This is a genomic window from Fervidobacterium pennivorans (assembly GCF_001644665.1).
In the GTDB taxonomy this organism is placed as follows: domain Bacteria; phylum Thermotogota; class Thermotogae; order Thermotogales; family Fervidobacteriaceae; genus Fervidobacterium; species Fervidobacterium ngatamarikiense.
This window is the reverse complement of the sequence record NZ_CP011393.1, coordinates 478,581-491,819: the sequence shown is the minus strand read 5'-3', so window position 1 is coordinate 491,819 and position 13,239 is coordinate 478,581. Positions and strand designations below refer to the sequence as shown.

Genomic DNA, 13,239 nt, shown 5'->3' with positions numbered 1-13,239 from the left:
AAAACTCAAATAAAACAACCCCCTGCTTTATAGCAGGGGGCATCGCACACCAACTTATTATTTCTTTTCCATCGGTGTTCCTTTAGTTGCTTCTTGTAAGACTGCATTCAAATTCTCAAAGAAGTTGACCCCTTGCTTTCCAAGCTCGTCTATCTTTTGTTTCACCAAAGCATCAACCTCTATCAATTTCAAAATCTGAGCTGGGTCGTAAACTAGTAACACGTATGTGTAAACCAGGTTGTCTCTCCTGACTTTCCAAGCGGCAAATTCGTACGCGCCTGACACCCTTCCTTCAGCAAACAATTCCGTAACTCTTTTGTATGCATCCACTGACGCACTCACTAGCTCTTGCTTTTTGCTGCCGGATACCTGCACATTTTGGAGCTGACCTTCCACAAGCTGCGCAAATGTTGTAACCTTTGCATTCAAAAACTCTGCAATCTTTTGATATGCACGTATCTTTGCCTTTTCTCTGTCTTGTGTTGTTCCCAAACCTTGTGCCTCACCTTCGAATGCTATCAGCTGACCCTTTTGTACAAGAGTCTTCACGCTCGAAGCTTTCGACTGGTCAACAAAAATAATCTCCGCATCGTTTGGAATCTTCCACACTTTTACGCCATCAACTTCAATGTACTTATCCTTTGGCATGAGAAGAAAAATCCCACCTACAACAACCGCGGCAACAAGAACCCCAACCAAAACCCACGTTAATGTGTTATCCATAATTACACCTCCTACGTAAAAGTATGGTATAAATATTTTAGTCAAAAAATAGGCAGGGCAGGACGACTTAGTGTCCCTTGGCTTTCAAGCCATTACAGGAGTCTGTCGCCTGCCTTTAACCATGATAAGTTGGTTGGGTTTTTAACCCTCGTCACACTGGAGGTTTGGTTCAGCAGGCCCCTGCCCTCGCCTTTTAACCTATTCAATCGAAAGGAGGTTTTAGTATGTCTCAAAACTTCTCCATCTTTGTCGGTATTGACATCTTCAAGGATAAGTTCAACGCCTGTGCTATCCAAAATCCTAATTCTATCATCTTCGAATCTGCTTTCGATATGTCCAAACAAGGGTTTTCCTCCTTTGTTCAAAAGCTCTCCGTTTTCCCTAAGTCTTCTGTCCTTATCGCTATGGAGTCTACTGGCTGTTACCATCTTAACCTTCTTTCTTTCCTCTCTCTCAATGATTTCTCTTGTGTCGTTCTTAATCCTTTGCTTGTTAATAAATCTCTTCCCGTTGGGCTTAGGAAAACTAAAACTGACAAAATCGATGCTCGCTCTATTGCTCTTACCGTCTTCTATACCCATCATCTTCTTCCTACTTCTTCTTTCCTCAACTCAGATTTTCGGGATATTGCAAGGAAAAAGGAAAGCATCACTCATCAAATTTCAAGAGTCAAAAACGACATCGAAAAGCTTCTTTCTCTCCTCTTCCCTGAACTTGAAAAAGTGACCAACGTCTACAATGATGCTATTTTGAATTTGCTTTCTTCTTTCCCTTCTGCTAAAGCTATCCAAAAAGCCTCCATTGATTCTTTACGTGTTTTCTTTTCAAAAACAACCGGTAGAAAGTTAAAACTTACTCCAGAAACTCTTAAAGAGCTTGCTAACAACTCCATCGCTCAGTATTGGCCAGTGAAAGAGAAGATTCTTATTCAAACTATCAAGGAACTTCGATTTTTACAAGAGCAACTTAATGAGTTTGATGAGATGCTCAAAGAATATTGCAAATGTGCTTCGCTTAATCAAGATGTTGAAATACTCACGTCCATTGACGGAATTGGTGAAAATAGCGCACTGTATTTTCTTGCCGAAGTTGGCGATATTTCAAGATTTAGCACATACAAAAAACTAATTGCCTATTGTGGGCTTGACCCAAGCGTAGATGAATCAGGCAAACACAAAGGAGAAAGCCGTATATCCAAAAGGGGCAATGCACACCTGAGACGAATAATTTGGCTGATGAGTGTGAATGTAGTGAGACACAACGAATATTTTAAAGCATATTTTCAAAGAAAACGAGCGCAAGGGTTAGTATACAAAAAAGCGATGATGAGTGTAGCGCACAAATTGCTAAGGACGATATTTGCTATGATGAAAAAGCGCGAGAAATTCAACATCGATCATACATTTTCGTCTTCTACTCAAAATTTAATTTTACATAGTTGACTCCTGTGCCTGGTTAATAGTCAGAAACTCAACCTAAATAGTATTAAAAATACTGAACTAACATTAACCACTATGTTTAGACATCTAATTTCTAAAACCGTTCAAAGAAATGTTCAGAGTTCTTGAAAATTCTTATCCAAATAGAATACCATTTCAACGACTACGCCTTTTCCTTTCTCTGAGAGCACCACCATTTTATCGGAAAACCTTTTCATGTTGGGTAGACCCATTCCAGCACCAAAGCCTAACTCTCTTACATAATCCGGGGCTGTTGAATAACCTTCTTTCATTGCCAGTTCAATGTTTTCAATACCCTTTCCCCGGTCTTCAACTCTAACGATAATCCTGTCAGGGGCTAAAAAACAGAATATTTCACCTTCACTTCCACTATGTATAACCACATTTGTTTCAGCTTCGTAAGTGGCTACCGCAATTCTCCTCACATCTTGTTCTGGTATGCCTTTGCTTATCAAGAACTTTTTCAACTGAGCTGCACCTATACCAGCTAAATTAACATCAAAGTAGTCGATTTTGAAATAAAAATCTGCACCTTTTTTGTCAATTTCCTCACCAGTGACCAAAGACCTACTCAAAACATCTTGTTCAAGTACTTCTCTTCGTCTCTCATCGTGCAAATAAAGCAGACCAAGTCGAGTAGCAACTGCGGCAAGTATATCGTTTTTCGTAACGATACCAACAAGCTTTCCCTGAACATCAACAACCGGAAATCTGCCGTATCTATATCTTTCAAAATGCTTAATCACATCTTGCAACGTAGCATCTTCGCTTAAACAAACCACGTTTTTAGTCATGTATTCGTTCACACTTTCGTTAAGTGTACTGTTTTCAAGACATTTTATGATATCTTCTATGCTTATTATACCAACCACAATATTGTTGTCGTCCACAACAGGAACTCCAGAGATTCTTTTCAGCCGAAGTATTTCTTTTACCTGTGCGACTGTTCTGTCTGGCTTTACATAAATTACATCTTTGGTCATGAATTCTTTTACGCTTATATTAGCAAAAACCTTCTGGACTTTTTCCAAAATCTCAGAAGTCAATTCACGTCACCTCTTCCAGTCATTAGAATATAAAATGTAACCATTCCAAAGTTTTCACCAATTTGTCTGGACCATGATGCATTTGATAAAAGAAAAATCTGCATCTGACAGTGTTTTTGAGAATTCAACTATCTCTTCCGACTCTGCACCTGGCTGGAACCAGAATTTACGGAATCCACGGTTGTAAGCCTTTTTTAACTCCTCAAGCCCTACTTCTGGTGGGACAATAAAAACTATCAAATCAACATCATCTGGTAGCTCATCAACACTCTTGTACGTTCTTATCCCTTCGATAACATCGTACTTCGGGCTAACCGGAAGAACATCAAAACCTTTCTTCTTTAAGTCCTTTAGAACAATATTTCCAAACTTTTCAGGATTTGTTGTTGCACCAACGATAGCTATCCTTTTGACCTCTCTTAAGTTAATACCCATCTTAAAATCCCACCTTTCTAAAATGAATTTATACCTTGCCTTCCTCTGTTAAACTTTTTTCAAAATCACTTATGTCTTTTTGGATAGATGAGATAAAATCAATACTTTCAAAATTGAATCCACCGTAAACAAGTTCCTTCAAGATACTTGCAGGTCCAGGGTCAAGGACCCCATTAGAAACTGCCCGTTGTACTTCTTCTAAAGCTTTTTCAGGACTACTAGGACCTCTGTAAGGTCTTGGTTCTAACACAGCCACAAAATAATCGGCAACTTGTAGAATTTTATCTTTAAATGTCATTTCAGAACCCTTTAACCTCCAAGGATAACCACTTCCATCGACCCGTTCTTGATGTCTAACAGCGGGCCAAAACCACGGTTCATTTTGGTGGTCTAAAAGTATGAGATAACTATAGTAAACATGCTTTTTCATTATATCCATCTCAGAAGTTGTCAACTTCCCTTTCTTCTCAAGAACACTTATCGGAGTTGTTATTTTTCCTATATCATGGAATAGACCAGCAATGAAGAATTCTTCTTCATTAAGCAAAATTTCCTTTGCAATAGCTCCCGCTAAGTTAGCCACTCGCCAACTGTGTGCACGTGTAAATTCGCTCTTTGAGTCAATTATGTAAGACAAAACCGCCCCTATTTCAACAATTTCTTCAAAGCTCATAGGCTCCTTGATATAATAGTCTTGTATAAGCTTTTCCCTATTAAAACCGGCCTTTATATCGTAAAGCATCCATCTTGTGTATTCTTGTTTTAAAACACTCAGTGCAGCGTCGTAGACAAAATCGAAGAATCTGTTTTTTATTGTGGATAAAGGAACTATAAAATCGTCGTAAGTCATCTCTTCGTCATTCACAAGAACGTACTTAGATATTTCTTCGCTGATAGATACAACATTAGCCGTAATATCTTTTGTTGAGCTTTCGTTCAGATAATGTGGCAAGGCGTGGTGGAGTAATATACTTGCGGATAAGTTCGGAAACCTTTTGGAAAGAAATGATATCTTTGAAACTTCAAAGGCCGAGATAAGCGTATGGCCCTTAGTAGGAGCTTCAAACGTGGGAATATCCTCTTTAATAAGGAATTCATTGTTAATGTCGTCCAGTAAAATACCCTTGTGCGGTGTCAAAACCCCAAGGTCATGGAGAACACCGCAATAAAACAATTCCAATTCATCAAGACCCAATTGCTTACCTATTTTTGATGCGATAAAGCCAACTTGTAAAGAATGAACACCAAATTTTGGAACGAACATTATTGTTTTCAAAAGTATATCAACCAATTCTCTTCACCTCGCTAACTATTATAACATAGCGCAAGCCTAATTAATGTTTTTTTATAAAGTACGCTTTGAAAAAAACATAACTACAAAACTATTGCCACTTAGTAATCAATTCGTTCATCGGGTTACCACGAATGAAAGCTCTTGATTTTTAAACTAGCTATGGTATAATTACGTAGGACTTTGCAAGCTTGGTAAGGATTCCGAGCTTCCCAGGAGAGGTGGCCGAGGGGTCTAAGGCACACGCCTGGAGAGCGTGCGGTGGTCACAAACCACCCGTGGGTTCAAATCCCACCCTCTCCGCCAGAAGGTGTTATGTGGTCTTGAAAGAATGCATCAAAACCGGGACGTCAGTCCCGGTTTTTCGGTTATCTTAATAGAAGTTTTCAGGAGGTGAAAAAATGAGTTTAAGTCCCAAGGAAATAGAAAAGAGGGTATCTGAGATAGCTAAACCAATTGTTGAAAGTTTGGGATTGGTACTTTTTGACGTGAAATATAAGATGCAATCTGGCAGATGGGTACTTACAGTGGTTATAGACAAACTGAATGATTACGTTAGTACGAAAGACTGTGAACTTGTTTCGTACGAAATAGAGAAAGAACTCGACTCAAGTGACCTGATACCCGGTAGGTACTACTTAGAAGTATCTTCTCCGGGACTTGACAGACCCCTTCGAAGTATTGAAGATTTCAAAAGGTTTGAAGGAAGCTTGGCAAAGGTAAAGACAAATAAAACCTTAAAGGGTTATATAAAAGTTGTCGATTTGGAAAATGGAACAATTGTTCTGGAAGTTGAAGGTAAGGAAGTCACTATAAGCTATAATGATATTAAGTCTGCAAACTTGGAAGTAGATGTATTTTAAAAATCAAAATATTGGCATAGGAGGTTGGTAAGGCATGAATAGTCCAATGTTGTTGGAAGCGCTTAGGGAGTTAGAAAAAGAAAAGGGTATATCTGTTGACGAATCGATAAGCATTCTTGAAAAGGCTATTATGAGTGCATATAAGAACAAAACAGGTGAAAGGAATGTCGAAATTGTCATAAACAGGCTCTCAGGAGAAATAGAGGCTTATCAACTACTCGAAGTTGTAGAAAAGGTAGAAAACGAAAATCTTCAGATTTCCCTTGAGGAAGCATTGAAGATAAAGCCAGACGCAGTCGTTGGGGACATTATTAAAAAGAAGATGAATATAAAGAAGCTTGGAAGGTTTGCAGTTCAGGTAGCCAAGCAAGTTCTTATCCAAAAGATAAGGGAAATAGAAAAAGAAAAACAATACGAAAGGTATTCAGAACTTGTTGGAAGGGTGGTTGTTGCTGAGGTCCTTAAGGTTACTCCTGAATGGTTGGACATAAGAATTGGAAAGCTTGAAACACACCTTCCAAAGAAAGAATGGATTCCAGGTGAAGAATTCGAACAATCCGATTTGATAAAAGTTTACGTAAGGGAAGTCAAAAAGGACAAAAAAGGTCCAAAAATTATAGTATCCCGAACAGACCCAGAGTTTGTGGTGGGACTTCTGAAACTTGAAGTCCCAGAAATTGAGCAGGGAATAGTAGAAATTGTCAAAGTTGTAAGAGAACCTGGGGTTAGGACAAAAGTAGCTGTTACCTCAAAGGATCCAAAAGTTGACCCTGTCGGTGCTTGTATAGGTCACGAAGGTTCAAGAATAGCAGCTGTGTTACGTGAAGTCAAAATGGAAAAAATAGATATTATAAAATGGTCAGATGACCCGAAGGAATTGATAGCTAATGCGCTCTTACCGGCTTCGGTTATTGATGTCGAAATTTTGGACTATGAGTCAAAGGCCTCAAGAGTTCTTGTCGCTCCAAATCAACTTTCGCTTGCGATAGGAAAAGCTGGACAAAACGCAAGATTGGCAGCGAAGTTAACAGGTTGGAAGATAGATATTAAACCTGTTATGAACGCGTAAGCTTTAAAATTATTCGGAATAAAGGGGCGATAACATGCACGTTGACAATCTCAAAAAGGAGCTAAGAGACAGGAAGTACAGAATGACACCTCAACGAGAACAAGTTTTAAAGGTCTTTGTAGAAACCAACAGTGAACACTTAGGTGCCGAGGAGGTTTATAGATACCTTATAAACAAGAAGCTCAATGTAAGTAAAGCAACAGTTTATAGAACCATAGATTTGCTTGTTGAACTCGGTTTTTTGAGAAAATTACAGTTCGGAGAAGGAGTATACAGATACGAACTCGTTGATAGAGAAGGAAGACATTCACATTTTATTTGCAGTTCTTGTGGAAGAATATACGAACTAAAAGGAGAGCTTTCTCCTGATAAAGTAATGATAATGTACATAGATTTTTTGAAAACCAAAGGTTACATCGTGGAAGAAATTGACCTGAAGTTCAGAGGAATATGTCCAAAATGCTCAAAGAAATAAAACAAGGGAAAACTCCTAAAAATTAATCAAAATAAAAGCAGGAGTATCTTTCTAAGATAGCTCCTGCTTTTGTTTTTTTGATTCAAATACAAGGCCTATATAAGTGATAAAGGACATGGCAAATGCAAAAGTAACTACTGGATGTTGTGGTATTAAAGGAAATTTAGCAAACACGATAGCCACCGTCTCGATAAACCAAGAAAAAGGCTTTAACGCGTAAAGTAACAGCGCACTGAGGTAGTACAACTTAAGCGTAAAGAGAAGATAACTAATTGTTAGCCCGAACAATAGGACCTGGACCGGTATTGAAACCAGGATAGTAGCTATTATGGAAAAGGGATTCACAGGGTTAATTAGAGAAACGTACGGAGCACTTCCAAGAAACCCTCCAATGTTTGACAAAAGATTATTTTCAGAAATTAAAACACCAATGGTCGCAAAAAAAGTCATATAAAAGGATAACGAAAACACAATTTCCGGATTCGCTAACACCATCCCAGTTCCGACGAGTGAAACTACGTTTACAGCGTTTATTTTGTAATCAAGAATTCTTAGTAATCCAGCCACATACAGCATTATCAATGCACGTAACGAGGGTAATCCCATTCCTGAGCCTATGACAAAAACCGTAGGTAAAAACAACGAAAAGACAGTCCTCAACCCTTTTCTGTAAGTCAAAATTCCTACAATGTAAGAGGTGAATAAATAAAGCAAAGATACGTGCATGCCTGAAACGCAAAATATATGAAATAAGCCACTCTTGATAAAATTCTCATCTCTTGAAGAATTTCCGAATAAGTTTTGATAAAAAGGCTCAACAAAGGTTGAAAATTTTCTGAACTTTTCGAACTGAGCAAAGACCGAGCTGACGAAAGTTTCGTAATTGTTTGCAGTTACATAATAATCGGTCTTTGCATAGTATATCGGATAGGAACTTCTCTTTCTCAACTCACCAACAAAGTACACTATTGTGCCGAGAGGTTCTTCCTTATATATAAGAACATCAACACCAAGTCTGCGCCACTTTTCACCATCGAAAAATGACAACTGAAGAATACTTGAACCATTCTGGACCATTTTCACAGTCCCTACGAATTCCATGTTTTTTGTTGGAAATTCAAGGTTATTAACAAGCGTGATATTTGATAACATCAAAATAAGGACAAATAAACCAAGCTTTGGTCTTTTAAAAAGAGCCAAAACTACGGGAAAAACCAAAAAGAAAAGTGGGAACTTCAAACGAGTTCCCACCAACGCACCAATAATTGCTCCACCAAAGTAGTAGAAAGAAGTAAAAGATGCGGAATAGACTTTCAACTTCTCCCCCAACCCTTTCCCCCCAGCCAATATTATCTTAAGTTTGAATATCTATTACGCACCAAACTTTTCTAACCTACCTGAGTATGCTAAGATTAGGTTCATAACGTCTGTTGCATGGATTGTGCCAAGTGTGCCTCTTGCACATTCAAATTCGTTAAACGCTTTTGAAAGTCCTTTTCTTGTGTGTTTAGCAAAGAACATTATCGGAACTGGATGGAACGAGTGCCCTTTCATTGCACAAGGTGTTGAGTGGTCACCAGTTACAACAAGTACATCAGGGTTCAGTGCTAGGATTTCAGGAAGAACCTTATCAACATTTTCAATGACGTGAACCTTTTCGTCGAATTTACCGTCTTCACCGTAGGAATCTGTTTTCTTTATGTGAACAAAGAAGAAATCGAAATTATTCCATTCTTTCTTAAGCGTCTCTATCTCGTCTTCGATGGTTTGACCTGTCGGGATAATGGTCATTCCAACGAGTTTTGCAAGCCCTTTGTACATTGGATAAACCGCAATTGCACCGGCTCTAAGTTTGTAAACTTCTGGAAATTGTGGAAGCTTAGGATATTTTGAGAAACCCCTAACAAGTGCAAAATTCATCTTGGGTTCATCTTTGAGCACTTCTTTGATTCTTTCAAGAAGTTTATTCACGATTCTTGCCGTTTTCTCAGCTTCTGGTGAAAGAGCTGTCGTATATTTTATTGGTTTCCCTTCTTTTTGTGGGTCTGCGTCTTCGATGTTATCAGACAATCCTTCTCCCGTAAGCTTTAAAACAAACCTGTGTTCTTTACCAGGATAGAACGTTACTTTCACGTCTTCAATTTCCTTTATGTTTGCGTTTAGTTTTTCTACGACCTTAGCACTCTCTTCTGTTGATGGCCTACCTGCTCTTCTATCTATAACTATGTCACCATCTATAGTTGCAAAATTACCCCTTGCAACCACGTCAAGCTCTCCTACTTCTATATCCTCTCCCAACGCTTCGAGAATGCCTCGACCAATTTGATATTTGATGGGGTCATATCCGAAAAGTCCAAGATGTCCTGGTCCACTACCCGGTGTTATCCCGTGCATAACAGGTATCGTTTGACCAAGATCACTGAGTTGAGCAAGCTTGTCTAAATTTGGTGTGTTCGCTTTCATAAGTGGTGTTACACCTTCTTCGTTTGGTAAATCACCAATACCATCCATAACAAGCAGAACAATCTTAGAAGCATTCGGCGAGATTAATTCATGAACAAACTCCTGTTTGTCAAAATTCATACAGTCTACCTCCTTCAACAAAATTCATAGCGAAACTTAGTGATATTATTCACATATAATTATACCATATTAGGAACATTATACCAGATGGTGTATAACTAAATTTTCCAAAGTCCGTTCTCCATTAACAGATATTCCTTTCCATCTTTGATTCCGTACACATTCATCTTATCATTTCCAACCATAAAATCCACATGTGTAAGACTCATATTTATGCCATCCTTTTCCGGGTCACCGCTGAAATCTTCGACGCATGTTGGGTAGGCTCTACCCAGAGCAAAATGTGAGGCAGCATTTTCATCGTACAACGTGTTGTAGAATATCCTACTGAGTTGATAGATTGGGGAGGTTATGTCAACAAGAGCAACCTCGCCTAAGTAGGATGCTCCTTCATCTGTGTTGATAAGTTCTTTCAACACATCTTCTCCCTTTTCTGCACCAAAATTAACTACCTTACCGTCCTTAAACTCAAACCAGAAGTTGTCGATTATGTTACCCTGGTAAACAAGAGGCATACTGCTGGATATCCTTCCGTTGACTCCATATTTCGATGGCGCAGTAAAGACCTCTTCTGTTGGAATGTTTGGGAGGAACGGCACACCATTCACGTCGTGTTCTATACCACTCAACCAAAGATGTTTCTTTGGAAGCTCTACTCTCAAATCTGTGCCAGGTCCTTCGTACCTTAAAGCTTCAAATTTCATATTGTTAAGATAATCTTTTCGATTTTTTAGTCTCTCCAAATGAGCAAGGAGTTTTTCATAACCTGCTTCGTCTATCCTTGCCATGAAGAGGATGTCTTTCCATAAATGAGTTATATCTTCTGTTCCGTAAACTTTCTTAGCCCATTCTGGATTTGGCACACCTGCTACACACCATCTGTTCTTATTCATCATTGTCCTTTCCATTATTTCCTTAAATGCTATCTGCCTTGCTTTGGTAGCAGCTCCTATTCTATTTGCTGGAACATCTGATAGTAAATCCGCATAGGAGCCTACAAGTGAAATCGTAGCTGCACCATCGTCTAGAAAACTTTTTGCCATTTCAACTTCCCAGTTATATACATTTGTAATAACATCTTCCGGAGCTTTCAGAAGTTTCTGTCTTGTTATATACGTGTCGTTCCAAACAACGAGAACTTCCTTCGCACCAAGGTCGTAAGCTTGTTCTACAAGTATCCTAACAAAGTCCTTATGGTCTACAGAAGCATTCACAACGAGCTTTTGACCATTTTGGAGGTTCACACCTACTTTTAAGATAGCCTGTGCATAGTTTACCAGCAAGTTCTTCTCCATGATGTAACACTTCTCCTTTCATCGTTCTTTTATATGTTAGTCTGCTTGAAATAAGGTCAAAATCAATCCCACAATTAAAGAGAAAAAGCCTATGTCGGAGGCATAGTTTGTTAGTGAGACTAAAAAACCTATTAAACAAAGCACATAGAATTTCAATAGATTGGCGAAAAGCTTGCCAAGGTTACGTTCGAGGATGAAAAGCGAATACTCGTTATGGCTGGCGCCCAAAGATAGTATGAGCAATGTGAAGCGCCTGTCGATGGAATAAACTCCTACAAGCAATTTGTATATTAGAAACACTGTCGATAACATTGCAAAGAGTGCAAAGGCAATTATCAAGTTGTCAACGTAGTACCAAAGCAATGTAAGTAACCCGAGTGTCATTATGTCATTGAAAAAATAGAGAGTTTGATAGCGAAATCGTGGTCTTTTAGAAATTACACCAAAGGAAATAACTACAGCAAAAAAGCTCCCGATAAGCGTGCTTATCAGGGAGCCAAAGATTATGTTTAAAAATGTCTTAATCATTTCTCTTTATTTTCCTCCGAATGCTTTTCTTGCTTTGTTTGAACATCTTTAAATAGCTCAGCTATTGCTCCTACCGACGAAAGGACAGATGATGTTTCCAAAGGTAGGAATATCTTAGTTGCCTGACCGTTAGCAACTTCCTTGAGCGTTTCAAGATATTTTATTGCTATGAGATCATTTGTTGGATTACCCTCATGGATGGCTTTAAACACACTTGTTATAGCAAGTGCCTGACCTTCAGCTTCAGCGATAAGTCGATATTTGTTCGCCTCGGCAACTCTTTTAATTGCCTCAGCCTCACCTTCTGCTTTCAGAATCGCTGCTTGTTTTTCTCCCTCAGCTTTGAGAATTTCGGATTGTCTGATACCTTCTGCTTCAAGTATGGCTGCTCTCTTTGTCCTCTCAGCCTTCATCTGCTTACTCATTGCTTCCATAATGTCTTTCGGTGGGTCGATTTTCTTAATTTCAACACGCGTAATTCTTATACCCCATTTATCGGTCGCCTCATCGAGAACTGTTCTTAACTTAGTATTTATACTCTCTCTTGACGTTAGTGTTTGGTCAAGTTCGAGTTCACCTATCACATTTCTCAAATTCGTCTGAGCAAGCTTGATAGTGGCGAACTCAAAATTACTGACATTGTAAACAGACTTGAACGCATCTGTTACCTCGTAATATATCACAGCATCAACAACTACGACAACATTATCTTTTGTAATAACTTCCTGAGGAGGAACGTCTATTACATGTTCTCTCATGTCAACTTTGATCATCCTGTCGAAGAAAGGAACTATGAAGTGCAGACCAGACTTAACTTCTTTCTTGAACTTTCCCAATCTTTCAATTAACCCCCGCTCGTATGGCCTTACAATCCTGATTCCTGTTGCTGCAATAATCAGAAGTAAAAATGCAATTGCAATTAGCACGACATACATGTTTTTCCCCTCCTTTTTGGTTTTGGAAATACTATAAATTATCTGACTTATTCTCCTTTAAATTCTCAAACTCTTTCGGTTTAAAGACTGGGCGAACAACGACATGAGCGCCTTCCACTTTTTCGATTATCACCTTTTCTCCGCTTTGTATTACTACATCATCATCAACAGATACAGCTCGCCACATATCACCGCTTACCTTGACTACGCCTTTTCCCAACTTATTATCAATTTGTTCTATAACTATTGCTTCTTTTCCAATGATTTCATCAACATTGATACTTCTTACTTCTTCGCCTGTTATTTTCTTGGCAAGTTTTCTTGTGGACAAAACTAGTATACCCGACACCACTATAAATGTAAGAAGCTCAAAGATAGTGTTCTCGTAAAAGTAGGCAACAATGGCAGCTGCTAAGCTGCCAAGGCCAAACCAGAATACGAAAAATGTTGGTGTGAATATCTCCAAAACCATTAGCAAAACGCCTAAGATAATCCAAAACGTTACCGGTGAAATCATAAAATCCCCCCTAGAAGCC

General features: G+C 38.7%; 14 protein-coding genes and 1 tRNA gene. 5 read left to right on the top strand and 10 right to left on the bottom strand.

Features of this window, described 5'->3' with window-relative positions; translation table 11 throughout:
• Window positions 1-57: 57 nt before the first annotated feature.
• Window positions 58-723, bottom strand: a complete 666-nt coding sequence (locus JM64_RS02315; protein ID WP_064011325.1) for a hypothetical protein — start codon at window positions 721-723, stop codon at window positions 58-60.
• 224 nt (window positions 724-947) lie between these two features.
• Between JM64_RS02315 and JM64_RS02310 the strand changes: the two genes are divergently transcribed.
• Entirely contained in the window at window positions 948-2,165 is a 1,218-nt protein-coding gene (locus tag JM64_RS02310) for an IS110 family RNA-guided transposase (RefSeq protein ID WP_064011324.1), read from the top strand.
• A gap of 113 nt (window positions 2,166-2,278) precedes the next feature.
• On the opposite strand, the gene JM64_RS02305 is transcribed toward JM64_RS02310, so the two are convergent.
• From JM64_RS02305 to JM64_RS02295, 3 genes are all read right to left on the bottom strand, one after another.
• A complete protein-coding gene (locus tag JM64_RS02305; RefSeq protein ID WP_409976129.1) occupies window positions 2,279-3,166 on the bottom strand; it encodes a CBS domain-containing protein in 888 nt (295 codons plus the stop codon).
• A gap of 117 nt (window positions 3,167-3,283) precedes the next feature.
• Window positions 3,284-3,664 (bottom strand): CoA-binding protein, encoded by a 381-nt coding sequence (locus tag JM64_RS02300; RefSeq protein ID WP_156487879.1) that lies wholly within the window; start codon window positions 3,662-3,664, stop codon window positions 3,284-3,286.
• A 28-nt stretch (window positions 3,665-3,692) separates the two neighbouring features.
• Window positions 3,693-4,955 carry an HD-GYP domain-containing protein gene (locus tag JM64_RS02295; protein ID WP_064011322.1) on the bottom strand — a complete coding sequence of 421 codons (1,263 nt, stop codon included), beginning with the start codon at window positions 4,953-4,955 and terminating at the stop codon, window positions 3,693-3,695.
• A gap of 215 nt (window positions 4,956-5,170) precedes the next feature.
• Here JM64_RS02295 and JM64_RS02290 point away from each other — a divergent pair.
• From JM64_RS02290 to JM64_RS02275, 4 genes are all read left to right on the top strand, one after another.
• A tRNA-Ser gene (locus JM64_RS02290) sits at window positions 5,171-5,261 on the top strand.
• 95 nt (window positions 5,262-5,356) lie between these two features.
• Entirely contained in the window at window positions 5,357-5,818 is a 462-nt protein-coding gene (locus tag JM64_RS02285) for a ribosome maturation factor RimP (protein WP_064011321.1), read from the top strand.
• 34 nt (window positions 5,819-5,852) lie between these two features.
• Window positions 5,853-6,887: a transcription termination factor NusA gene (gene nusA, locus JM64_RS02280; protein WP_064011320.1), complete on the top strand. Its 1,035-nt coding sequence runs from the start codon at window positions 5,853-5,855 to the stop codon at window positions 6,885-6,887.
• Window positions 6,888-6,921: 34 nt separating this feature from the next.
• Window positions 6,922-7,362: a Fur family transcriptional regulator gene (locus JM64_RS02275; protein WP_064011319.1), complete on the top strand. Its 441-nt coding sequence runs from the start codon at window positions 6,922-6,924 to the stop codon at window positions 7,360-7,362.
• A gap of 51 nt (window positions 7,363-7,413) precedes the next feature.
• Here the strand turns inward: JM64_RS02275 and JM64_RS02270 are convergent, their stop codons facing one another.
• The 6 genes from JM64_RS02270 to JM64_RS02245 all read right to left on the bottom strand — a co-directional run bounded on the left by JM64_RS02270 (window position 7,414) and on the right by JM64_RS02245 (window position 13,220).
• Window positions 7,414-8,691, bottom strand: a complete 1,278-nt coding sequence (locus tag JM64_RS02270) for a ComEC/Rec2 family competence protein (protein ID WP_064011318.1) — start codon at window positions 8,689-8,691, stop codon at window positions 7,414-7,416.
• A 42-nt stretch (window positions 8,692-8,733) separates the two neighbouring features.
• Window positions 8,734-9,945, bottom strand: a complete 1,212-nt coding sequence (locus JM64_RS02265; RefSeq protein WP_064011317.1) for a 2,3-bisphosphoglycerate-independent phosphoglycerate mutase — start codon at window positions 9,943-9,945, stop codon at window positions 8,734-8,736.
• Window positions 9,946-10,043: 98 nt separating this feature from the next.
• Window positions 10,044-11,240 (bottom strand): aminopeptidase, encoded by a 1,197-nt coding sequence (locus JM64_RS02260; RefSeq protein WP_082868249.1) that lies wholly within the window; start codon window positions 11,238-11,240, stop codon window positions 10,044-10,046.
• A 36-nt stretch (window positions 11,241-11,276) separates the two neighbouring features.
• Window positions 11,277-11,768 (bottom strand): hypothetical protein, encoded by a 492-nt coding sequence (locus JM64_RS02255; protein WP_064011316.1) that lies wholly within the window; start codon window positions 11,766-11,768, stop codon window positions 11,277-11,279.
• Window positions 11,765-12,703 carry an SPFH domain-containing protein gene (locus JM64_RS02250; RefSeq protein WP_014451494.1) on the bottom strand — a complete coding sequence of 313 codons (939 nt, stop codon included), beginning with the start codon at window positions 12,701-12,703 and terminating at the stop codon, window positions 11,765-11,767. The genes JM64_RS02255 and JM64_RS02250 overlap by 4 nt, the downstream gene beginning before the upstream one ends.
• Window positions 12,704-12,734: 31 nt before the next feature.
• Entirely contained in the window at window positions 12,735-13,220 is a 486-nt protein-coding gene (locus JM64_RS02245; RefSeq protein WP_064011315.1) for an NfeD family protein, read from the bottom strand.
• Window positions 13,221-13,239: the final 19 nt, after the last annotated feature.